This window comes from Paenibacillus sp. B46(2026) (genome assembly GCF_056786355.1).
The window spans coordinates 1,992,129-2,016,321 of record NZ_CM165907.1 but is presented as its reverse complement, the minus strand read 5'-3'; the positions used below and the strand labels follow the sequence as shown (position 1 = coordinate 2,016,321).

Genomic DNA, 24,193 nt, shown 5'->3' with positions numbered 1-24,193 from the left:
AATATGAAAACCGTTGAACAATCATCAGGTGAACCTTACATTCTAACTTTTCCCAGGAGCTCCGAAGCTCCCATTTCGCCCTTCTTCCTGATCCGCCAGTGTAGCATCCTGCATTCCCTTCTGTACCTTCACACTTAACAATACAGCAATGCCCGCGACGAAGAAGAAGATAAGCGACAGAATGCCCCAACGCGTGGAACCCGTGATCTGTCCGACATAACCAAACACAAATGGACCGAAGATCGAAGAGAATTTGCCTGTAATATTCACAAAACCAAAATACTCTCCTGTTCTCCCTGCCGGCATCAGATTGCTAAACAGGGAACGAGCTGTGGATTGACTCACACCCTGCACGACTCCAACCAACCCGGCGAGCACATAGAAGTGGATCGCTTGTGTCATGAAATAACCCAGAATCACGATACATATGTATACGGATAAGCTAACGATTAATACCTGCTTTGCTCCCCAACGCTGCGCCCATGCTCCCAGTAACAAAGTGCATGGGAAACCGATGAACTGGGTTAACAGTAGTGCGAGCATCAAGTCGGCTGTGCCTATGCCTATACTTGTCCCATAGATGGTAGCCATCAGAATGATGGTATTAATGCCGTCATTAAAAAACCAGAAAGCCACCAGCATGCGGATTAACTGGGGAAAACGCCGCATCTGACGAAAGGTCTGTCGCAGTCTGCGAACTCCCACCGCAGCATACCCTTTCCAGGATCCAGGCAGATCCGGTGATGCAGGCCGTCTCGGAGCATGGCGAAAGATCGGTATCGAGAACAGCAACCACCACAACGATACGGAGATAAAAGCAAGTCTTGTGCCTGCCAGTGTACTGCTCATCCCGAACCAGCCCGGTTGCTGAATCATCAGCAGGTTCACCGCAAGCAGCAAACCTCCTCCAATATAACCATAGGCATAACCTTTGGAGGATATCATGTCTCTTCGTTCCACAGGTACCAGATCCGGCAGCATTGCATCGTAAAAGGTGTTACCACCCGCAAAACCAATCGTAGATATGACCAGCAACGCGGAAGCAAAGAACCAGTCCCCTTCACCGATTGCGCTGAATCCCAATGTGGCAAGGACGCCTATAATTGCAAATACACGCAGGAAGTCGCCTTTCCGTCCAGACAAATCAGCCAGCGTGCCTAGCAACGGTGTTAGCAGAGCTACGCACAACATGCCAATGGAATGGGTATAGGCCAGATAGGAGGCGGCGGTATCCGTATCCAACGTTGCTGCAGCCACCGAAGCATAGAATACAGGCAGTACTGCGGCCAGCACAGTTGTCGCGTAAGCCGAGTTGGCCCAATCATACATAATCCAAGCCTTGATCGCCTTTTTATTCACATAAATCCTTCCTTTTCATGCATCTCTATTAAATGATTGATGTCTTTCTCCTATTGTATAGGAAGGATATCACACTTGTTCACTGTTTCTGTAAAAAATGGAGCAGTTCTGTTCTTACAACTCACCTTACCTCCAAAGTGAACTTGCGTAATTGTATCATTTTATATCCGCTCTCATCACATATCGTCCTCGCCCGTGAATATACTTAATTACCGACAGGCCAAACTGTGCCGCGTAATCAATGGGGGGTGCCTACATGTCAAATTCACACCAGCCTTACTCGTTCGTCGTATCCCGGGAAGATTGGTCGCTTCACCGCAAAGGGTACCAGGACCAGCAGCGCCATCAGCAAAAGGTGAAAGATGTCATCAAGCAGAATCTGCCTGATTTAATCACGGAAGAAAACATCATCATGTCTGATGGAAAACAAATCATCAAGGTACCAATCCGCAGTCTGGATGAGTACCGTTTTGTGTATAACTACCAGAAGCAAAAGCATGTCGGTCAAGGAGACGGTGACAGTCAGGTCGGAGACGTCATCGGTCGTGATCCCGCTGCTTCGCAGAAACCCGGCAAAGGCGAAAAAGCTGGTGATCAGCCTGGTCATGATATTGTGGAAGCCGAAGTTAGTATTGAGGAACTGGAAGATATGCTCTTCGCTGAGCTGGAATTACCCGATCTGAAGCAGAAGGACAAAGACCTGATTGAGACACATACGGTGGTATTCAACGATATTCGTAAAAAAGGCATGCAGTCCAATATTGACAAGAAACGTACCATTCTGGAGAATCTGCGCCGTAATGCTACGACCGGTACGCCAGGCATCCATCATATCAGTCCGGATGACCTGCGCTACAAGACATGGGAAGACAAAATTATCCCACAATCCAACGCCGTTATTATTGCCATGATGGATACATCCGGGTCCATGGGTTCGTTTGAGAAATACTGCGCGCGCAGCTTCTTCTTCTGGATGACCCGTTTTCTACGCCGTCAGTATGAGAAAGTTGAGATTGTTTTCCTCGCCCATCATACGGAAGCCAAAGAAGTGACCGAAGAAGAGTTCTTTACCCGTGGCGAGAGCGGAGGCACGATCTGCTCCTCTGTATATATGAAGGCTCTGGATATTATTGACAGCCGATACCCACCTTCCAGTTACAATATCTATCCATTCCACTTCTCTGACGGGGATAATCTGACCTCGGATAACGAGCGGTGTGTGAAGCTGATCGGCGAGTTGATGAAACGCAGCAACATGTTTGGGTACGGCGAGGTGAATCAGTACAACCGCAGCAGCACACTGATGTCGGCTTACCGTCATATCAAGATGGATCAGTTCATGTATTATGTGATCAAAGAAAAAGGCGAAGTGTACAAAGCTTTGCGCAGCTTTTTCCAGAAACGGGAAGGAGGCAGCGTTAGATGACAGATGAGATCCGCGACCTCGAATACGCCATTGCCGAGATTATGGAGATTGCCGATGGATTCGGTCTGGATTATTATCCCATGCGGTACGAAATCTGCCCGTCGGATATCATTTATACCTTTGGAGCCTACGGCATGCCGACAAGGTTTAGTCACTGGAGCTTCGGCAAAACATTTCATAAGATGAAAATGCAATATGATTTTGGACTCAGCAAAATTTATGAGCTTGTCATCAACTCCAACCCTTGTTATGCCTTCCTGCTGGATGGCAATTCCCTGATTCAGAACAAATTGATCGTAGCCCACGTACTGGCCCACTGCGATTTTTTCAAAAACAATGCCCGCTTCTCCAAATCCAACCGGAATATGGTCGAAAGCATGGCTGCTACGGCGGATCGCATCAGCAATTATGAGATGGAGTATGGTACCGAAGCGGTTGAAGCCTTTATCGATGCCGTGATCGCGATTCAGGAACATGTGGACCCACAGCTGATTAAACCCCGCCATTTGGACAAACAACGCTATATGGAGATGAAAATGCGGGAGCAGCGTGGTGAGAAAGCACCCAAGCCGGAAGGCCGCTATGATGATTTATGGTCCCTTGATGATGTGAAGACCGAAGAAGCACCAGCCGAAGGTATTCAGGTCCATCACTTTCCGCCTGAACCGGAGAAGGATGTCATGTGGTTTATTCAGGAATTCTCGGAAGTGTTGACCGACTGGCAGCGGGATATCATGAGTATGATGCGTGAAGAGATGTTGTATTTCTGGCCACAGATGGAAACAAAAATCATGAACGAAGGTTGGGCCTCCTACTGGCATCAACGCATTATACGCGAGCTCGATCTGAACAGTGAGGATACGATTGAATTCGCGAAGCTCAACTCCTCCGTGGTGCAGCCATCCAAACAAAGTCTGAATCCATATTATCTGGGACTGAAGATTTTCGAGGATATTGAACGGCGCTGGGATAACCCAACCCGGGAAGAACAGGAACGTTGGGGCCGCAAACCGGGGCAAGGTCGTGCCAAAATGTTCGAGGTGCGTGAATTTGACTCCGATACCTCATTTATCCGCAATTACATGACCAAACAATTAACCGAGGACCTCGACCTCTACGTCTTTGAGAAAAAAGGCCCGGACTGGAAAATTACCGACAAGTCCTGGGAAAACATACGGGATCAACTCGTATTTTCACGTGTCAACGGGGGTTCACCTTATCTGGTCGTGCAAGATGCCGACTATCTGCGGACCGGGGAACTCGTACTGAAGCATCAATATGAAGGCATTGAGCTGGACCTGAAATATATGGAACGCACCATGCCTTATCTGTATCGCCTCTGGGGACGTACGGTACATGTGGAAACACGTGTCGAGGATAAACCGATCTGGTTTACGTATGATGGCAAGAAGCACCACCGCAAGTTTATGTGAGGTTGTGAATAAGATCATCAAAAGATAAGACACAAAAAAGCGGCAAGTTCCCGACATACCTGGGGACTTGCCGCTTGGCATATACTTACTCTGATTGTACCGTTGGTGTTCCATTACCCTGTAATCGCAGCGGTACAAAAAAGTCATGCTCGACTTCACTAGCCGGCAGCGGACGACTGAAATAATATCCCTGAATCTCATGGCAGTCATTCTGCATCAGAATATCCAGTTGGTCTTTCGTCTCAATACCTTCCGCAATGACTTCCATCTTGAGATTCTGTGCCATCGATATAATGGTCGCTACAATAGCCTGATCGCTGTGGCTCTCTGTAATATCCGTCACGAATGAACGATCAATCTTGAGCTTGTGAATCGGGAAATGCTTCAGATAACTCAGTGAACTGTATCCCGTACCGAAATCATCCAGGCTGATTTTGACACCCAGTGCCGTGAGTTCATTCAGGATCGCCGTGGATACCGTTGCATCCATCATCATGCTCTCTGTAATTTCCAGCTCCAGGTACCGGGCTTCTAGCCCAGTCGCATGGAGGGCATTCTTGACCTGTTCCACCAAGTTGGATTGATGGAACTGCTGGCTGGACAAGTTAACCGATACCGGAATGAGCGGTCCACCACTGACATGCCAGAGCTTCATCTGCCTGCACGCTTCCCGTAGCGTCCAGTTACCAATCTCATAGATCATGCCCGTCTCTTCTGCAAGCGGGATGAACACATTGGGTGCGAGCAGACCTTTGAGTGGATGATTCCAACGAATAAGTGCCTCCACACCAATCATGCGGCTATCCTCGGTACGAATCTGCGGTTGATAGTATAGAACCATCTCATCGCGCTCCAATGCTTTACGCAGGTAACCCTCCAGTTCAATGCGTTCATATAGCTCCAAGTCCAGTTGGGCGGTGTAGAATTGGAAACCATTCTTGCCGTTCTTCTTCACTTCATACATGGCGGTGTCCGCATGTTTCAGCAAAGAATCTGCTCCTGCTCCATGGTGTGGATACATCGCAATCCCGATACTGGCTGTCACGTAAAAGTCATTTTCCTTTAATCGGTAAGGTAGCTGTATGGCTTCTACAATCTGTTTCGCAAGTTCGGCCACCCGAACCTCAGTCGCTTGATCATGGGTTACCACCAATGTGAATTCGTCACCGCCCATACGGGCCAGCATGACATTCTCCATGGCTTTTGGATCAGAAGCTTTGATCGCTGCCATGATTCGGCTGCTGACTTCTTTTAGAAATACATCCCCAATGGAATGTCCCAGTGAATCATTAATCATTTTGAAACGGTCAATATCCATCACCATAACGGCAAAAGAATTCCCTTTTTCCTCCGAAGCTTGGATCGTGTAAGCCAGCACGTCATCCAACTTGCGCCGATTCGGCAGCCCCGTCAGCGGATCATGCAGAGCTTGGTGACGAATGCTCTCCTGAGCCTTCTTCTCTTCCGTTATATCTTTGATCAAAATGTGGCTTCCCACATGTGTACCATCAATGACAACAGGAACTACAACAATACTAAGGTCCAGAAGTTCACCCTGTACGTCTCTCATCTTGGCCATGTAGTGCGCCTGCTCCAACCCATGATCATCCCAATCGATGGAATCAAATTCACTTATCCACTCGATATCGATCTGCTGAGCGATCTCATCAATGGTACGATCCATGACCTCTTTTTCAGGGTATCCGGTGATCGTCGTTACAGCAGCATTAATGCCTTTGACGATACCTTCCTTGTCCACTGAAATTATGGCATCGGAATGGTTATGATACAGGGCCTGATACCACTGCTCATTCTCATGAATCCGTTGATCCTTCTGAGACATTCGTTGATTGATAAATATGCCGAACAACGTTAAGCCCAATGCAATAAATGTACCTGATGCAATCAAATAGGCGAGAATGCCTGGCTCAATCTGCATGTCTGAACTTGCCATAGAGCCATGTGAATGATGGAACTGTGCGGCTGACATCCCGGTATAATGCATTCCTGAGATTCCGATGCCCATAATAAGACCGCTGCCCATCTTGTAAACCCAGGTATGTCTGGATTGACGATAACGGAAAAAAAACATGAGCCACAATGCCGCGAATGAAGCAACTGCTGCAATCAGAATGGACAACACCACTATGCCTGGTTCATACGTAACAGGAGTGGACATCGCAGCCATGCCCACATAATGCATCGAGCTGATCCCGGCAGTCATGAGTACTCCAGCAATCATGAGCTTGCTGATCTTGCCGGATTGTCTGCCCGCAATGTTCAAGGCCACCCCGGATGCGACAATAGCGAGTAGAACAGATAAAACAACCTTACCCGTGGAATAGGAGACTTGCGTAGGCAGAACAAAAGCCAGCATACCCACGAAATGCATGGACCAGATTCCCAGACCCATGGAGACTGCACCGCAGGTAAGCCATACATTCCGCGCTACCCCGCTAGCCTGACTTACACGGCCTGCAAGGTCAAGCGCTGCATAAGAAGCTAACGATGCAATGATATAGGATAAAATAACAAGTTCTAAGTTGTACGTACCATGTAGGTGCTCCACTCACTCTGTCCTTTCAACCGGGAAATGCCTCATATGTATGCAAAAATGTAAAAAAGAAGCGAGTGCACTGTCTGGATGACAGGCACTCCCTCCGCATCATTTGACTTGTGAACACGGACTTAGTTCAAGCCAGTGTCATACATCGGAACCCGTTTAATATCAATGTATATAGTCTAAACGTCCCAGGATTGAAAATCAACACTTTTTTCCAGAAACACGGATGTTTAATACCTGACATTGGCACATCCAAATACAGATCTGAATAATTTATTTGCGAGTCAGTAACAGACTGCCAAAACCGGAAGTGTCTTGATACGAATTACCTGATGAATCACTCCAGATGGAGACACTGCTTCGCTTGCCGTCCCCGGCTCCATCATCATTAACCTGGAGATCAAATCCAATCCATCTTTTTCCTTCAGCCAGAACACTCTCCAGTGGTATTGCCACTTCAACTGTATATCCTCCACTTGTTAATCGGGTGGCTGATTTGAAGCTATCTTTCCGTGCATTTCCTCCAAAAGAAGTCTCATTATCAAAGTTAACCCGGTACTGGGCGTCATCCTCCTGGTAGTATGTTGTCTGGTCTTTGCTTGGGTCGATAAAAATCTCGATTGAATCCTGCTCATGTGCATTGGAACTTAACTTGCTTCGCAAAGGATCTTTGACGTCTGCCAGCACATATACATACTGTTCATCCCATAGCAGCTGTGCTGTTGCCGTTGCACCGGAATTTCCAAGCACCCATACATCTGTGGAGATCGATGTTGCCTTTTTCCAGACTCGATCCTTCTGACCGTCTACAACCGGCGTGCCATAAGTGACCTTCGCGTGCTTCAGGGCGGAACCCAGCTTCAGTTTACCCCGATTGGCAGGTTTATTGGGCTGCTGATTGGAAATATCGTTCCATACAATCGTGGCTGTCTTTCCAGCAGCATATTCGTCCATAATTCGAAAATCCAGAGACAGCACCTGCCCCTCTGTTAATAAAGCGGCTGACAAAGGCAGGGTGGCATATACGATATATCCCGTTTTGGTCTCCTTTACGCTGTAAGCATTTTTATCCTTGCCTTTACCGCCCTCCCGTTTGAACGTATATTGACCATTTGCAGGCGGTGGATTTTTCTTCTTGGCAGATAGATCAGCTTTAGAAGTTGCAGCGCCCGTCCCCTTGACTTCTTCCGCGAGGAAAACCTGCACCTGATCACCTTTGCGACGTGTGGCATCCTTCACTTCCACTCGCAAATTCACCTTTTTGGCATCCCACATCACACGAGCCTCACCCGTAACCACGGATGTACCATCTGCCAGATGATTAATTTCAAGTCCTTTCACAGCACCCCAAAGAATATCTTCCTGTCCTTTGCGATCTGGGAGAGAAGGGCTAGCCTTAGGCGCTGTCCATTCATTTCGATAGATCGGAAGAGTGGTAGGATCCACCAATGCCCAATAGGCTGGTTTCGCTTTCAATTTACGATCAAACAGCAACGGTGCATCTTTACGTCCTTTGACCGGATGATTGTCAAGCCATGTCCCATCATCGGCAAGTCCCCAGACTGTGACACTGTCCATTACGCCGCGTTTTCCCAAATCTTCAAACAGGTCGAACAGTTCACGATAACGATAAGCCTGTTGCAGCATTAATTCATCTGTGACAGGCATCTCCAGTTCGGAATTACTTGAATAGATCGAAACGTCCAGCTCTGTAACCTGTACATTCACACCAAGAGCGATCACTTTCTCAAAAGCCTCACGAATGAGCTTTACATCCGGTCCATACATCGACACATGCATCTGGAACCCAACCGCATCAATGGGTGTCCCTTTCGCCAGCAGTTTCTCTACAAGCTTCACCATATCGTTCAGCTTGCTTGCACTGCCCTCCAGTCCATAGTCATTAATTACCAATACTGCATCAGGGTCAGCCTCGCGTGCATATCGGAAAGCCAGCTCAATGTAATCACTGTCATCTCCGTCGCCATCCACATCCCCAATAATATCTCTCCACTTGGAATTACTGGCCTCATTCCGCAAGCCGCCTCCGTCTGAGATGACTTCATTGACGACATCCCATGTATGAACCTTTCCTTTGTACCGGGTCACGATGGTCTGAATATGTGTTTTCATCCGAGCAAGCAACTGTTCCCGCGTGGCAGGTTTCGATGCATCGTTTGGATCTGTAAAGAACCATTCTGGCACCTGGCTATGCCATAACAACGTATGCCCTCTGACCTCCATGTCATTGGCTTCAGCAAAGTTCACCAGACGATCCGCTTCTGACCAGACAAACTGTCCTTCCTGAGGCTGCATCGCATCCATTTTCATAAAGTTTCCAGCTGTAATACTATTAAAATGTTTCGTCAACAGCTGGGAATGCGGATCATCCGAATCCAGTGCAGACTGGTCGATTGCCGCTCCCATTGCATAGTGTTGTCCCACAACATCCACTAGATTCGGAATGTTCGGCTCTATTTCAATTTTTTCGGCTTCCGTAATCAGAACATCATCCACGTAAAAAGTAATCGTATCAGCCGGCGTCACTTCCGCTGACGTCTTCCAAGGTGTCTCTGCATACATGCGGAATCCGGTGATGCCGCTATTTTCTCCAGGGATCACCACATCTGCCTCGATTTTTTTCCACTGTCCTTTGTTCAGAGTTGCAGAGGCAAACGTAGCATATTCTCGACTCGAAGCGTCGTTATTGTACTCTTTCTCCAGTGAACCGTTAATGACCTGACTGTCCGGTCCTTCATCATACATGGCCCAAAACGAAATATGAACCGTGCTGCCCTTCTGTACATGGTCTATTACTTCAATTAAGGGTCCATGGAACGTTTCGGTACGGGAAGAGGTTCTCAGGCTGCGTGTACTGTCGTGACCCACTTCCGTCACAATATCGAGCTTCTCACTCGCACGTGGACGCCATTGTCCCAACACACCATCTTCAAAATTAGCCTCGAACAGTACTTCATCATCGCCAGTCTTAACGTCCGCAGCCGCAGCACGTGTCCCTCCTGTTCCCACACTTGGGAACAAACTGAAGATCAATACAGCCGACAAGCACAAGCTCCACCATTTTCTCAAATGCATCCGATCTCCTCCTTGGTTGGTTGTTTGTGAAGAGTAACCTTTGTTCTGTCATGTGCCAGCCCGTTACAAGATCGTTGTGCAGGATTGGATAGACATTATTCAACAGAAAGTTGTAAGCACTTTCATTATACGATTGCCAGCAGACTTTGTTTACCCGTTAAACTATAGGACTTGCACTAAAATATTTATAAAGATATTTAGGGAGCTTCTGCTTAAATAACATGTAATATCCACTCACAATGACAGAAGAGGATTCCCTATTTCATAAACCATATGTTTCCAAATAAGATATAGAACGACAAAAAGCACAGCTTATTAGCTGTGCTCCGTGTTAACGTCATTACAAATTTACGCTTTTAAAGGTGCTGTCGTCTGACGGATCACCAGATTGGAAGGTTCCGTAACGACGGGAGGAGAATAAGCCGGATTCTCGATCATGGCAATCAGATATTCGATGGACTTAATGCCAATGGAATAGATATTCTGATTCACCGTGGTCAGTCCGGGTTTGAATACCTCAGCATAATACGTGTTATCGAACCCGACAACCGAGATATCTTCTGGTACACTCAGTCCATGCTTTTCAATTTCATGAATCGCACCAAAAGCAGACATGTCTGATGCACAGACAATTCCCGTTGGTTGATCCTGAAGTGCCAGCAATCTCCGGGCAGCCTTGCTTCCCCCGTCGAATGAGTAATCGCAGACTTCCAGATATACCGTAGAATACGGGATGCCGCATTCTCGCAGCCCTTCCCGATATCCTTCCAATCGCAGATTAGCTACGGCAGGTCCTAACGTCCCTGAAATATAGGCAATCTTGCGGTGCCCAAGCTCATGCAGATGTTTGACACCCATCGAGATCCCGTTTGCGTTATCCGTAGTAATGTAACCGGCACGCTTGCCCAACATATCCGTATCGATAAACATCGTTGGAATCTCTGCATCCACCAGTTCCTGAATACTCGCGTTTTCTCTGCCTTCCCCGAATACCACAACACCATCGACATTACGACTGCGGCAATGTTTGATAAACGAGTACGCCGGATCATCGAATCGAGTAGACAACCGGACAAGATCATATCCACTGTTCTCCAGCGCTGTCTTGATCCCTTCCAGCAACTCCGACACAAAAGGGTTCGTAAACGGAACCGTTAACAGTACTCCCACCGTCCATGAACGGCGTTTGACAAGTCCACGTGCGACCACATTGGGTTGATATTTCAATAATTCGATGGCTATATTGACTTTTTTGCGTGTTTTTTCACTTACATCAGGATAATCGTTTATCACTTTGGAAACGGTTGCAACAGATACTCCCGCTTCCTTGGCTACATCATGGATAGAAGCCATCTGATCACCTCAACCTCTTTCAAATCCCCTGTCTCCGGCTGCATTTTCTATAACATCGGCAGGTTTGTCTACCCATTATAGCTTAAAACAGCCTGAAACGGTATGGAAGGTTCCTAATGCTTTTAAGCTCTATTCCTGCTGTTCCAGATTCTTCAAATCCAGAGACAGTTTCTCCATTGTTGTTGCAAATACAGCGAGTTCAGCCGAGCGTGAAGCTTGGCTCCGTGCTCCGCGAGACGTATGATCCGACTCCTGCTGCACACTGCTTAGTTTCTTCATGATCTGCTCCAGATTAGACTGAATTTTCCCCTGGGCATCCCGAGAACTGGCTGCAAGCTTGCGCACCTCACTGGCAACTACTTCGAAGCCACGTCCGAACTCTCCTGCATGAGCAGCTTCAATTGCTGCATTTAGGCCGACAAGATGACTCTGATCCGATATCTCGCGAATGAGTTCACCCATTTTTCCGATCTGCTGGATCTCCCCTGTCAATTCCGTGAGCAGAACTTGAGCCTGATCCTGAGAAGCCGCTGTTTCTTTGGCTACACTCGATATAGCCATTGCACTTTCATTTAATTCACTAATCATGCCTGTAAGCTCTTGGGTAATCTGCGTAATCGCCTGCAATGTATGTTGTTGGTCATCGGCAAGCTGATGTAACTTTTCTTTTTCTTTCTTCTCATAGGCTTCAAGGACAAGCTGTGAATCCAGATTGAACATTTTGCTGAGCGCTTGAATGACAAGATGCCAGGAATCAGGGATAACCTGCTGGAATATGCTCGTTGCAATATCTAGGTAGACCATATAGGTACCCAGATAATAATCTTCAGACAGACCAATCCGTGAATGTACAAGTCCAATCGCAATCCGTTGCTCAATATATGCGTCGTCCACGATTCCATCCGTCATCGATAACCAGTACATCTTCTGTGTCTCTTTTAAACGTTCAATGGAAGAGAATCTTGCGATCAGATCTACCAGATCAGGATAATTCCCCACATGATTGTAGAAATGGTCCACCACTTCATTAACGACTTTTTTAAAAACAGGCCGATGTTCAGCAAGCAATGTTAGATCCCCTGCGGTTAATCCCATGTAATCAAGTTGCTTCTGTCTTGTTGCGGAAATACTGCTCATATCTGGTTCAGTCAGCTCCTTAATAAACACTAAATTACTTTAAATTGTAAATATATGTATTGATTATAGACTAAAATACCTAAATATGCATATACCATTAGAACTAATTTTCTTAAAAATTAACCTTATTTGTCAGCTTTTAGATTAATATGACCTTCATAGAATTAAAAAGGCTCTGACTCTGCTGTGAAGGAGCCTCACAGCAGACATCAGAAGCCTGATCCGGAATGGTTCGTTGCCGACTAGCGATTAAGCAGACTGCCCACATAACGTAACAGTTCATTGGCACTGGCTGCGGTGTATCCATGTTCCTCAATTAAGCGTTTAATGACTTCATTCATACGTTTCAATTGTGTTGCATCTGGTGTTTTGGTTGAGGTTGTGATCTTGACGATGTCTTTCAGATCGGTGAACAACTTCTTCTCAATCGCTTCACGCAAACGGTCATGGCTGCTGTATTCGAACTTGCGCTCCTTGCGGGAGTATGCCGAGATTCGGATCAGAATCTCTTCTCTGAACGCTTTCTTTGCATTCTCGGAGATCCCGATCTGTTCCTCAATGGATCGCATCAGACGCTCATCCGGGTCCATCTCTTCATCCGTGAGCGGGTCACGAATCTTGGACCAGTTGCAGAATGCTTCAATGTTATCGAGGTAATTCTCGAATAACGTTCTTGCGGATTCCTCGAATGAGTACACAAATGCTTTCTGCACTTCCTTCTTGGCCAGTTCATCATACTCCTTGCGTGCAAGAGCGATAAAGTTCAGATAACGCTCCCGCTCTTCCTTCGTGATCGAGGCATGTTGGTCCAGACCATCCTTGATCGCCCGCAGAATGTCCAGCGCGTTAATGCACTGAAGATTTTGCTTGATCAAAGCACTGGAGATCCGGTTAATGACATACCGTGGATCAATGCCGGACATCCCTTCATCCAAATACTCATTTTGCATCTCGCGCAGATCGGCTTCTTTGTATCCTTCCACTTCTTCACCATCATACATGCGCATCTTTTTAACGAGATCCATGCCTTGTTTCTTCGTTTCCTTCAAGCGGGTAAGTATGGAAAAAATGGCTGCAGTCCGCAGTGCATGCGGTGCAATATGAACATGCTTCATGTCACTTTGCTGAATAAGCTTGGCATAGATTTTCTCTTCCTCGGATACCTTCAAGTTGTACGGAATCGGCATGACAATCATCCGGGATTGCAGTGCCTCATTCTTCTTGTTGGAGATAAAAGACTTATACTCCGATTCATTCGTATGCGCCACAATCATTTCATCCGCACTGATTAAGGCGAAGCGTCCTGCTTTGAAGTTACCTTCCTGCGTGAGCGACAGGAGGTTCCACAGGAATTTCTCATCACATTTCAACATCTCCTGGAACTCCATCAACCCACGGTTCGCCTTGTTCAACTCCCCATCAAAACGATAGGCACGTGGATCGGATTCAGAACCAAACTCGGTAATGGTGGAGAAGTCGATACTGCCGGTCAGATCGGCAATATCCTGCGATTTCGGATCGGATGGACTGAACGTTCCTATTCCCACGCGGTTATCTTCGGAAACAATGACCCGTTCCACCGGCACCTTGCTGATATCACCGCCATATTCGGTACGGAGTCTCATTTGGCAAGATGGGCAAAGGTTACCCTCAATACGGACACCAATTTCCTTTTCCACTTCAGGACGAAGCTCCAGTGGAATCAGATGTAGTGGCTCCTCATGCATCGGGCATCCATCAATGGCGTATATGGCACCTTTCTCTGTCCGAGAGAACTGTTCAAGCCCCCGTTTCAGCAGCGTCACCAGCGTCGATTTCCCTCCGCTTACAGGGCCCATCAGGAGCAAGATCCTTTTCCGTACATCCAGACGACGTGCTGCTGAGTGGAAGTATTCTTCGACCAACTTTTCAATGGATCGATCCAATCCAAAGATCTCCTGCTCAAAAAACTTGTACCGCTTATGCCCACCAACTTCTTCCACGCCAAACGATTCAATCATTTCATACACTCTGGCGTGAGCCGTCATTGCCGGAGTCGGGTCCTCTCTCAGCAGTTCAATATAATCTTCAAATGTTCCGTTCCATGTCAAACGGTCACTCTCTGCCCGATGTTCCGCAACGCGTTCAAAAATATTCATGCTTGGTACCTCCCATGGCTCCTTTAGTGTGATTGTCAACCATTCCGAATGGTATGAAGAAATCAATAGAATCGCGGCTCCTGCTTGAATACCAATCTTACGGTCCTGTGTAGTCCCGCCACCCTCTGTCCAAACGTCTTGTTTTGTTGTGAAAAGTGTATTACATACCTATGCGGCAATTCGGATAAGTTGACCTCTTTTTTTCAATCCAAGGTTTCGAATTTTGGCTTTCCCCTGTTCTATCAGACATCTTGTGCCTTCAGAAAAAAAAGAACGAATATGATATAATGAGGGTTCTAAATTCAGGAAACCGGACAACGTATGGCCAGAGACAGGCCACTTCAGGAAAGGAGCACGGACGATGGCAGTGAAATACGAAACCGAATTATATTCGCCTGTGAAGGCTTTCTTCGAGCAGCGTGGCTTCGACGTCAAGGCGGAAGTCAGACATTGTGACCTCGTAGGGGTCAGATCGGATCAGGACGAACCACTGATTGTGGAGATGAAAAAAACATTCAACCTCTCCCTGTTGTTGCAGGGCATGCAGCGCTTGAAGCTTAGTCCATTCGTGTATCTGGCCGTCGAGCGCAATCGCAGCAAACGCGGAGCTGTGAACCAACGCTGGAGTGAACTGACTGCACTATGCAGGCAACTTGGTTTGGGGCTGCTGACTGTCACATTTTACAAAACCAAATCACCCCTGATTGACGTACTGTGCGAACCATCCGCCCTGACACCCCCTACTAGCCGCAATCAAGTTGCTCGCAAAAGCGGTGTTCGGCGGAAACGATTGCTCAAGGAATTCGACGAACGCAGCGGAGACTACAATACGGGAGGCAGCACACGAAGACAGCTGGTCACGGCATATCGTGAGAAGGCCTTACGCGTCGCATCCGCTCTACGAACGAACGGAGAAGCCTCTCCCGCCAACCTTGCCAGACAGACAGGCGTAGGTTCTGCAGCGGCGATTCTGCAAAAGAATTATTATGGCTGGTTTGAACGCCTCTCTCGTGGAAAGTATATTCTGACGATTAAGGGAGTACAGGCGTTAACCGAGCATACACACATGCTTGAGGATAATGATATGATCGAACGAACCATTAATGAACTTGATGTAACGTATTCCGTATCTGGTGAAAATAAGGACGACCTTTCACACATTGCTGAAGCAGCGGAGTTGTACTTGAAAAATACAGGCCATATCTGATCCGGAATCATCCGAAGTGACGGATGCGAAAAAATGAGAATGCAAAAACACCTGTAATCTCCACTGGAGACTACAGGTGTTTTTTGTGTGTTCTATAGATGATTGCTATTAGAAGCTTGCAGCTACTTCGGAAGCCAATTTCAGACCAGCAGTAACGATTTCTTCAGCACGATCTGCAGCAGCGTTATGTCCTTCAACGATAACCAGCTCAGGGTTTTGGATACCCCAGAAAGCCAATACGTTAGTTACATATTTAACAGACATTTCAACAGAAGCCATTGGCTCTACGGAATAAACGCCACCACGTGCGTTCAGCAATGCCACTTTTTTGTCGCCTACGAGACCTACAGGGCCTTCAGCTGTGTATTTAAACATTTTACCAGCTTGGCTCAGGTAGGAAATGTAGTTCACCAGTGGAGCAGGAACAGTGAAGTTCCAGAGCGGGAATGCAAATACCACTTTATCAGCTGCAAGGAATTGATCTTGCAATTGTGCAGCCAATGCTGCAGCTTTTTGCTCTTCTGCAGTAGCTTCAATGCCATTTGCTGCTTTGTAGCCACCCATAATTACAGTGTTGCCGTAGTAAGGAATATCTGTATTGTAGAGATCCAACTCAGTAACTGTGTCACCTGGGTGGGACTCTTTGTATGCGCTCAAGAATGCATCGTACAATTTAACGCTGACTGCTTGATCTGCAGGACGGTCATTTGCTTTTACGAATAAAATATTAGACATGTTGAATTTTCCCCCGTTAGATAAAATATATGAGTGTTTTTTCTGAACTCACCACAATTGCAGCTTATATAAAGAAACCAACAACTCATTAATTCATATTATATATAAAAATGTTAGTGGATGCAATAACGTAATCACTATGTTCATAAACTCATTTGAATTTTGCTACAATCTATTTTGATCCGACTCAGCTGCGAGCCGTAAATTCGGATATGGATTCACTGATCAGGTTCATGCCGAGCAGCAATTCATCCCTGCCCGGATGGCTAAAGTTCAATCGAATGTAGCGTTGATCCTGTACACCTGTGGAGCATAGCGATCCAGGAAGAAAAGATACACCTTTGGGCAGAGCAGCCTTAAGCAGAGCGCCACTATCCAATCCTTCCGGCAACTGTACCCACAGATACATTCCACCCTCAGGGATGTTGTACTGACACCCTTTCCAGCCCGGTCTCTTCAACAGTTCAAGCATCAGTTTGAGTCTTGTTTTATACTCCCGATTCAACATCGATAGGTGATCACTCCAACGAAAAGGGGAATGGGCAAGCAACTGATACAACAGCCGCTGATTCATCGGACTGGACTGACCATCTGCAATCCGTTTAACTGAGGCCATAGCCTGAATTAACACGGGATGTCCAGCGGCCCATCCGGTTCGAAGAGCGGGCGCTACCGTTTTGCTGAACGAACCAATGTAGAGAACATGTCCACCCTGATCTGCAGTATCCAGTGCAAAGAGTGAAGGATATTTACGATAGAATTCCGTTGGCTCAAGGCCATCGAAATGGAGCTCTCCGTAAGAATCATCTTCCACAAGCAGTACACCATAACGCGAACATAGCTCAAGGACAGCCTCCCGCCGCTCCATACTCCACAAAGCACCGGTCGGATTCGAGAAACTGGGTGCAGCAAAAAGCAGCTTCGGTCTCACCTGCTGCATGTGATGCTCCAAAAGGTCAGGCAGTATCCCGTCCCGATCACCCATCACGGGCACGATCTTGGCTCCTTGCATTTCCAGAACCTCAAGACAGCCTGGAGATGTAGGATGTTCAACCAGTACGGAGTCCCCTGGCTCAAGCAATAGACGCATCACCAGATCGATGGCCTGCTGGGTACCAGTGGTCAACAGAATTTGCTCGGGTACCGTTCGTATGCCTTTGCGTGCATTCCAGTCTTTGTTCAGCCACTCTCTTAAGGGTGTGTAGCCTGCAGGCTCTCCATATTGCAATGCAGAAGGGCCTGAACTAAAGACAGACACCGCTGCTTCTTCCAGCAATTTGAAAGGAAACAACTCCTCCGCAGGCAATTCCTCTGCCAGAGAAATGAAATAATCCCTGCCAGACATCTCACGTATATCCCTCAGCGGTGATGACAACAGCCTGTTGGTACGGGAAGCAAAGAAATATTTCATCGATCCGATCCCCTTTCATCCCTATCGAAACTGAACTCGCAGTCCGCAGCCCTACAACCTATTCCTGCTTGCCATCGAATATGACCGGATGCACACCTGACCTGTTGTGATGTTAGAAGAACATACCTGGTTCGTCAGGATCCCGTCTTCGTTTGTCTTGCATGCAAGGCATAACGTTCAATGGCCTGTGCTCTACTGTTTACTTCCAGCTTCACGTATATTTTACGCAGATAATTATCAATGGAACGTCTGCTAACGTTGATCTCATTCGCTATTTTATCATAGGTTACACCCTGAACAATTCTTTCCATGATAAAAGTTTCGGTTTCTGTTAATTCAATTACACGTGCTTCTGTCGGAGACTCCACGGGTTGCGCCCACTCCGCACTGTTTAACCACGACAATGGAATGGATACATGGCCCTCACGTAACCCAGAGATCAGATGAATCAGCTGGCTAGGGGAAGCCTGTTTGGATAACATGCCGCTTGCACCAAGACTCATCAGATGACGAAACAGCTTCACATTGTCTTCATCCGTCAAAATGATGATGTGACTGTGAGCCGACAGATTCTTCATCTGGGCAATATATTGATCTGCCTGGCCCTCCGGAAGACGATAATCCATCAGAATCAGATCAGGCTGGTGAATATTCACCAGATCGAGCCCTTCTGTTCCGGTCGAAGTCATACCACGTACCGTCAGATCTTGCTGCTCTTCCAAAATCAATTTTGTACCGAGCATGCTGGTGGGGTGGATATCTACGATGACCACCTGCCATACTTTTTTCATTGTTGTTCCCCCTGTTATGTATTGGACAAATAACTTCTAGCTTCTGTCATGATGATTCCATCGTCTATGCGACAGTCCGAGTATAGAAGAAGCATAGGTCGGATTATGTCGAAAAACAGAAAAACACAGGATGCAGCCGATAAAAAAGCTCTATTCTCACTGTATTTTGTTATAAAAACACCATGACGTTCATCTTCCCATACCCGAAAAGGTCAAAATATAGTATAAATTTCCTGCATTTCTATCTAAAAAAGTCGAAAAACCTGCCCAAAGTTCCTACTTATTGCATCTATAAGAAATTGTATCCTAGGACTTCCTTCCGATGCAATCTCTTTTTACTCTATTAAGTAAAGAATTTCATTTTTGCGTAATCAATAGGGGCATGATAGAATGAGGACTGGAAAATTTTTTGTACCTATAAATGACCAGGAGTGATGATATGAAACCATCTGCCCCGCCCTCTGACATCCATCACACCCGGAGCGCCAAAGGCAAGGCCGGATCTTCAATCAAGCTGTTTCTGGTAATGTGGATTGTTCTCATTGCACTAGGAGTCGTTGGAACATACTATTATAGTAACCATCTCCAGCAACAGATGATTAACCAGCTTCAAGCACATAATCAGCAGCAGATTGCAGCACTAAAAACCGACTACGAAAAGCAGCTAACAACGATATCGAAGGAAGTCGCGGACCTGCAAGGACAGGTGCAATCCTTCAATGAATTGCTGACTTTTACCAAGGATAATGCAAGTGACAAAACAGATAACAGCAACAAACTGTATACCCAGCTGAGCGAAGTCAAAAAACAACTGGAGACTCTCCAGAAAAAGATGGACCTGCTCAAATGATTACACCCGTCAAACAGGTTAATCGTTTTTTTATGCTTGCACTCGCTCCTTTTGTTGGATTGATATTATGTCTGCTGCTGCTTCGTCCTCCGCTTGAACCCGGAGGTTTGATTCCTGCCGAACTGTCAGAGGATACAATTACACCCCGGACCCAAGCAATTAGCCAAGAGCTTGCGGGGGCAAAAGACGCTGCTGTCCAGACTTCTTCTTCTATTAAAAGAACGACACAGCTCTATAATAAAACAACGAGTACGATGTCTACACTTGTGCAGAAGGCTACTGCTCAGGCGGATCGCCCAGAAGCCATTTATAACAAGCGAATCTCAGCCAAGCTGGGCGTTCCATTTGAACGGGTAGACAGTGATCGGCTGACAATTGAAATGTACCGAGTGAATCCTGGCAGCTATAAGGGCTATGCCATGAAGATCAAACTAAAAGATCCTACGGCCATGCAAATGGCTCTGGATAGCGAATCTGGACGGTCTGAGACGACCATGCAAGCTGTGAAGCGTAACGGTGCAATTGCCGGGATCAACGCAGGCGGATTTGCTGACAGTGGCGGCAAACGTTATCCACTTAGCACAACCGTTATGGACGGAAAATACGTAAACGGGTTTCAAGCCAGTTTCAAAGATCTGTTCTTTGTAGGACTTAACGATGCCGGCAAGCTGGTCGGAGGCAAGTTCTTCGACAAAAACTCCCTTGATCGCCTGCAACCGCAATTTGGGGCTACGTTTGTACCGGTGCTGCTACAGAATGGACACAAAACCGCGATTCCGGACAAGTGGAAGGTATCACCCAAACGAGCACCACGTACGGTCATCGGCAATTATAAGGACGACCAGTTATTGATCATTGTGGTCGATGGATATAATGAAGGCGGAAGTTCCGGTGCTACCCTTGAAGAGTTGCAAGGACGGATGTACAAGCTTGGGGTCATCGATGCGTATAATCTGGATGGCGGTGGATCTTCCTCGCTTATTCTGAATAATCGGGTTGTGAATAACCCTTCGGATGGCAGCCTCAGACCGGTGCCTACTCACTTTTTATTTTACAAATAATAGAACGAAGCATTTCTTTTCTACCTATAATGGTTATAATAGAAGAAAATGAGCTTGTGCAGGAGGTGCGAAGGGTATGTCATTTTCACTGACATTCTGGATTATTGCAATCGTTTTGACTCTCTTCATTACAGGCATTCTCACTTCATCCTACAACAATGACAAGACAAAAGGCTTGTAAAGGCCAAGCCTCTCTCCGGAGAGGCTTTTTTTAATGCTTTATCCTTGAAATAGCAAGAGACAAGGCTTAAAAGAATGCTTCAATTCTTCTAAGCCTTGTCTCTTGCTGTACCGGTTGATATATCAATCCTGTCACGAGACGCAAACTCGGGATCAATAGCTAACCGCCCGGTCATTCCGCATTGGTATCACAGAATCAGACTGATTGGGTCCACTCACCGACCCACCCTCAACCAGTGTCACGTAAATCCGTTCATGGTCGACGGGTTCTCCAGCAATAATCTTGATTAATTGTTCAGCAGCGAGTGATCCCCACTTGCGTTTGGAATAATCAATGCTTGCCAATCTCGGCTGTACGTATTTGCTCAGTTCAATATTGTCGAATCCGATGACATCAATCTCCTGACCAACACCAAGTACACTTTCTGCCAGACGATCACACAGGCCAATAGCCATCTCATCATTGAGGCAGAATACAGCTGCAGGTCCATCATATACCTGTACAATCTGATCAGCGGCTCGTTCTCCACCACTCTTCTCAAAATCCCCCGTGATCTCAATCCATTCCACATCAGCTTCCCGTTCCGCGACCTGTCTTACAGCCTTCAACCGCTGCACAGAGTCAAACGAACCTTCCGGTCCTGTCACCACATAGATCTTCTTATGTCCCTGTTCAATCAAATGCTCCATGGCAAGTGTCGCCCCGGCTTTGTTATCCAGCAGAACCTGATTAATGTTGGGATGATCCATCTCCCGATCCAGTACAACGATTTTGTGCCCTCGATCGGCATACTGCATCAGTTCCTCACTTGCAAACGTATGATCCAGAATGATCGCACCATCAATCATCCGTTCCGGAAGCATGCGATGGGATTGTTTACCGCTGCACACGATCAGGTCATAACCTTGAGCATTACATACGGCTTTCATGCCACTCAGCAAGTCCCCATATACATCTCCGCTAAAATCGGTCAAGAATACACCCAGAATTTTGGATTCCCTCTTCTTCAGTGTTCTTGCAGCAGCATTTGGAACATAGTTCAACTCTTTGGCAATGGCCAAAATTTTGGAACTCGTCTCATCGGTTACTTTGTTGCTGCCATTCAGCGCATATGACACGGTGGAGATAGAAACTCCCGCCTTTTTGGCGATATCCTTGATACTGACCACATTCTTCGCTCCCCTGTTATGTTTATCAGGCCTTCCGTAGCGAAAGGCCTGACACATTACTCTTTCCATCCATCGGATTACACGAGTCGGAATGATTTCTTTTGGGTATCCCTGCTGTTCGGACCAACAAGAATATGGAATTCGCCTCGATCACTGCGATGACTTAAGTCGGAATGGTGATAACGAAGCTGTTCTTCATTTAATGTAAACGTGGCTGTACCACTCTCGCCTGGCGCAAGTGCAAGTTTCACATATCCTTTCAACTCACGCATAGGACGAACCACCTCCCCCGTTACATCACGAACATACAACTGAACAGTCTCCACTCCTGCGCGCTCACCTGTGTTCGTTACACGTACCTGGATACTCAAAGACTCATTAACAGTCAACTCGTTACTTGAGACTTCAAGATCACCATAAGCGAATGAAGTGTACGAGAGACCATAACCGAATGGAAGCAAAGGTTCATTGGGGCTGTCAATGTATTTGGATACATAACGTTCTTCCGTCTTCTCCGGGTTCAGTGGACGGCCTGTATTGAAATGGTTGTAATAGACCGGAATCTGACCTACGGATTGCGGGAAGGACATGGTCAGACGTGCAGATGGATTCACTACACCTGTCAGAACATCTGCAATCGCAGCTCCGCCTTCACTACCCGGGAACCAGGCTTCAAGAACAGCATCCGATTCATCGATTACACCATGCAGATCCAATGGACGGCCATTGAAAATAACGGTGGCAATAGGTTTCCCTGCTGTTTTGAGCTGTTTAACCAATTCCAATTGGGCCGCTGGCAAAAGAATATCCGTACGTGAGCCACCTTCTCCGCTCATCTCGGAGTCTTCACCCAGAGCGAGAACAATTAAATCTGCTTTGCTTGCCACTTCCAGAGCTTCAGCAATCTGCTCAGCTGTAATGGTATGAACATCACTGCCTTGGGCAAATTGAACTTTCCCACCCGTCAGACGCTCTTGCAGAGCTGTTCCCAGCTTGACTGCATCTTCCTTAACTCCTTCACAGGACCACCAACCCAGAATGTCTGGACTCTGTGCAAAAGGACCAATAAGGGCTACATTAGCTTCCGGCTGAAGCGGAAGAACGTCGCCATCATTTTTCAACAGAACAGCTGATTTCGTTGCCAGTTCATACGATACCTGACGGTGCTCTTTGGAGAACACAATCTCGCGCTCACGTTCCGGATCAGCTGCACGCAGTGGGTTGTCGAACAATCCCAGCTTTTCTTTCAGTTGCAAAATTCGCAGAACGGCTTCATCAATGAGCTCCTCTTCCACTTCACCGCTCTCAATCAGCTCAGGCAGATGATGCACATAACAAGGTGTCATCATCTCCATATCCACCCCTGCGCGAATGGCACGATATGCCGCTTCACGGTCATCTTCCGCAGCGCCATGGGCAATCATCTCGCGAATGGAAGCCCAATCCGAGATCAGTACGCCATCAAAGCCCCACTCGTCACGCAATATACCGCGCATCAGCTTTTCGTTGCCGCTCGCCGGAATACCGTCGACTGTATTGAACGAAGTCATGACCATTTCCACACCCGCATCCAATGCTGCTTTGTACGCTGGCAAATAGTACTCACGCAGGTTACGCTCGGACATATCCACCGTATTGTAATCCCGACCACCCTCAGCCGCTCCATAAGCTGCAAAATGTTTAACACAAGCTGCAAGACGCTCCGGCTCATCTTTCAAGCTATCTCCTTGATACCCACGTACGAACGCAGCCGCAAACAAACTGTTCAGATAAGGATCTTCTCCTGTCGTCTCCATGACACGGCCCCAGCGCGGGTCACGAACCAGATCCACCATTGGTGCAAAGGTTACATGCAAACCGGATACAGCCGATTCACGTGCTGCAATTTCAGCGCTTTTCTCAGCGAGTTCGGTATCCCATGAGCAACCAATCGCCAGCGGAATCGGGAAAATGGTTTTAAATCCATGTACAACGTCAGCCATGAACAAGAGTGGAATGCCCAGACGACTTTTCTTCAAATAAGCTTGCTGTACATCAATGATGGCCTGTGCACCGGACAACCCCAGAATGGAGCCACTGGCATCCACGGACTGCTCCGTGATTCCCATCTCTTCCATCGGTCCTGTGATCTGACCTTCAACATTCGTTCCTTCATAAAAGTTGGCGGTCAACTGAAGAAGCTGTGCTGTTTTTTCCTCCAATGTCATCTGTTTCACCAGGTCTAGCAACTGCTCGTTATTCATTAATAACATCCTCCACTACATGTTGTTGAAATAAAGAACC

16 protein-coding genes are annotated in these 24,193 nt (G+C 47.0%); 5 read left to right on the top strand and 11 right to left on the bottom strand.

The window, feature by feature from the left end; translation table 11 throughout:
* Nucleotides 1-42: 42 nt before the first annotated feature.
* Entirely contained in the window at nt 43-1,359 is a 1,317-nt protein-coding gene (locus tag AC1S8V_RS09245; protein WP_482073368.1) for an MFS transporter, read from the bottom strand.
* Nucleotides 1,360-1,615: 256 nt separating this feature from the next.
* On the opposite strand from AC1S8V_RS09245, the gene yhbH reads away from it, so the two are divergent.
* Entirely contained in the window at nt 1,616-2,785 is a 1,170-nt protein-coding gene (gene yhbH / locus AC1S8V_RS09240) for a sporulation protein YhbH (protein WP_482073367.1), read from the top strand.
* On the top strand, nt 2,782-4,218 hold the full coding sequence (locus AC1S8V_RS09235; RefSeq protein WP_482073366.1) for a SpoVR family protein: 1,437 nt from the start codon (nt 2,782-2,784) through the stop codon (nt 4,216-4,218). Before yhbH ends, AC1S8V_RS09235 begins: the two co-directional genes overlap by 4 nt.
* A gap of 85 nt (nt 4,219-4,303) precedes the next feature.
* Here the strand turns inward: AC1S8V_RS09235 and AC1S8V_RS09230 are convergent, their stop codons facing one another.
* From AC1S8V_RS09230 to AC1S8V_RS09210, 5 genes are all read right to left on the bottom strand, one after another.
* Complete coding sequence (locus tag AC1S8V_RS09230; protein ID WP_482073365.1) at nt 4,304-6,787, bottom strand: EAL domain-containing protein; 2,484 nt, start codon at nt 6,785-6,787, stop codon at nt 4,304-4,306.
* 267 nt (nt 6,788-7,054) lie between these two features.
* Nucleotides 7,055-9,877, bottom strand: coding sequence for an endo-1,4-beta-xylanase (locus tag AC1S8V_RS09225; protein ID WP_482073364.1), 2,823 nt, complete (start codon nt 9,875-9,877; stop codon nt 7,055-7,057).
* 348 nt (nt 9,878-10,225) lie between these two features.
* The gene (locus AC1S8V_RS09220) at nt 10,226-11,230 is read right to left on the bottom strand and encodes a LacI family DNA-binding transcriptional regulator (RefSeq protein ID WP_482073363.1); all 1,005 of its coding nucleotides are present in this window, start codon (nt 11,228-11,230) and stop codon (nt 10,226-10,228) included.
* A 129-nt stretch (nt 11,231-11,359) separates the two neighbouring features.
* Complete coding sequence (locus AC1S8V_RS09215; RefSeq protein WP_482073362.1) at nt 11,360-12,367, bottom strand: protoglobin domain-containing protein; 1,008 nt, start codon at nt 12,365-12,367, stop codon at nt 11,360-11,362.
* A gap of 242 nt (nt 12,368-12,609) precedes the next feature.
* Nucleotides 12,610-14,505, bottom strand: a complete 1,896-nt coding sequence (locus AC1S8V_RS09210) for a PrkA family serine protein kinase (RefSeq protein WP_315936714.1) — start codon at nt 14,503-14,505, stop codon at nt 12,610-12,612.
* 361 nt (nt 14,506-14,866) lie between these two features.
* Between AC1S8V_RS09210 and AC1S8V_RS09205 the strand changes: the two genes are divergently transcribed.
* Complete coding sequence (locus AC1S8V_RS09205) at nt 14,867-15,712, top strand: DUF2161 domain-containing phosphodiesterase (protein ID WP_482073361.1); 846 nt, start codon at nt 14,867-14,869, stop codon at nt 15,710-15,712.
* Between the two features lie 108 nt (nt 15,713-15,820).
* Here AC1S8V_RS09205 and AC1S8V_RS09200 read toward each other — a convergent pair whose 3' ends face one another.
* The 3 genes from AC1S8V_RS09200 to AC1S8V_RS09190 all read right to left on the bottom strand — a co-directional run bounded on the left by AC1S8V_RS09200 (nt 15,821) and on the right by AC1S8V_RS09190 (nt 18,649).
* On the bottom strand, nt 15,821-16,447 hold the full coding sequence (locus tag AC1S8V_RS09200) for an FMN-dependent NADH-azoreductase (RefSeq protein WP_482073360.1): 627 nt from the start codon (nt 16,445-16,447) through the stop codon (nt 15,821-15,823).
* 187 nt (nt 16,448-16,634) lie between these two features.
* The gene (locus AC1S8V_RS09195; RefSeq protein ID WP_482073359.1) at nt 16,635-17,858 is read right to left on the bottom strand and encodes an aminotransferase-like domain-containing protein; all 1,224 of its coding nucleotides are present in this window, start codon (nt 17,856-17,858) and stop codon (nt 16,635-16,637) included.
* 134 nt (nt 17,859-17,992) lie between these two features.
* Nucleotides 17,993-18,649, bottom strand: coding sequence for a response regulator (locus AC1S8V_RS09190; protein WP_482073358.1), 657 nt, complete (start codon nt 18,647-18,649; stop codon nt 17,993-17,995).
* Nucleotides 18,650-19,088: 439 nt separating this feature from the next.
* Here AC1S8V_RS09190 and AC1S8V_RS09185 point away from each other — a divergent pair, with 439 nt between their 5' ends.
* Both AC1S8V_RS09185 and AC1S8V_RS09180 read left to right on the top strand, forming a co-directional pair.
* Nucleotides 19,089-19,499, top strand: coding sequence for a uroporphyrinogen-III C-methyltransferase (locus tag AC1S8V_RS09185; protein WP_062833490.1), 411 nt, complete (start codon nt 19,089-19,091; stop codon nt 19,497-19,499).
* A complete protein-coding gene (locus AC1S8V_RS09180; protein ID WP_482073357.1) occupies nt 19,496-20,560 on the top strand; it encodes a phosphodiester glycosidase family protein in 1,065 nt (354 codons plus the stop codon). The genes AC1S8V_RS09185 and AC1S8V_RS09180 overlap by 4 nt, the downstream gene beginning before the upstream one ends.
* 333 nt (nt 20,561-20,893) lie before the next feature.
* On the opposite strand, the gene AC1S8V_RS09175 is transcribed toward AC1S8V_RS09180, so the two are convergent.
* Nucleotides 20,894-21,910: a LacI family DNA-binding transcriptional regulator gene (locus AC1S8V_RS09175; RefSeq protein ID WP_482073356.1), complete on the bottom strand. Its 1,017-nt coding sequence runs from the start codon at nt 21,908-21,910 to the stop codon at nt 20,894-20,896.
* Nucleotides 21,911-21,987: 77 nt separating this feature from the next.
* Nucleotides 21,988-24,153 (bottom strand): beta-glucosidase BglX, encoded by a 2,166-nt coding sequence (bglX, locus tag AC1S8V_RS09170; protein ID WP_482073355.1) that lies wholly within the window; start codon nt 24,151-24,153, stop codon nt 21,988-21,990.
* Between the last annotated feature and the right edge of the window lie 40 nt (nt 24,154-24,193).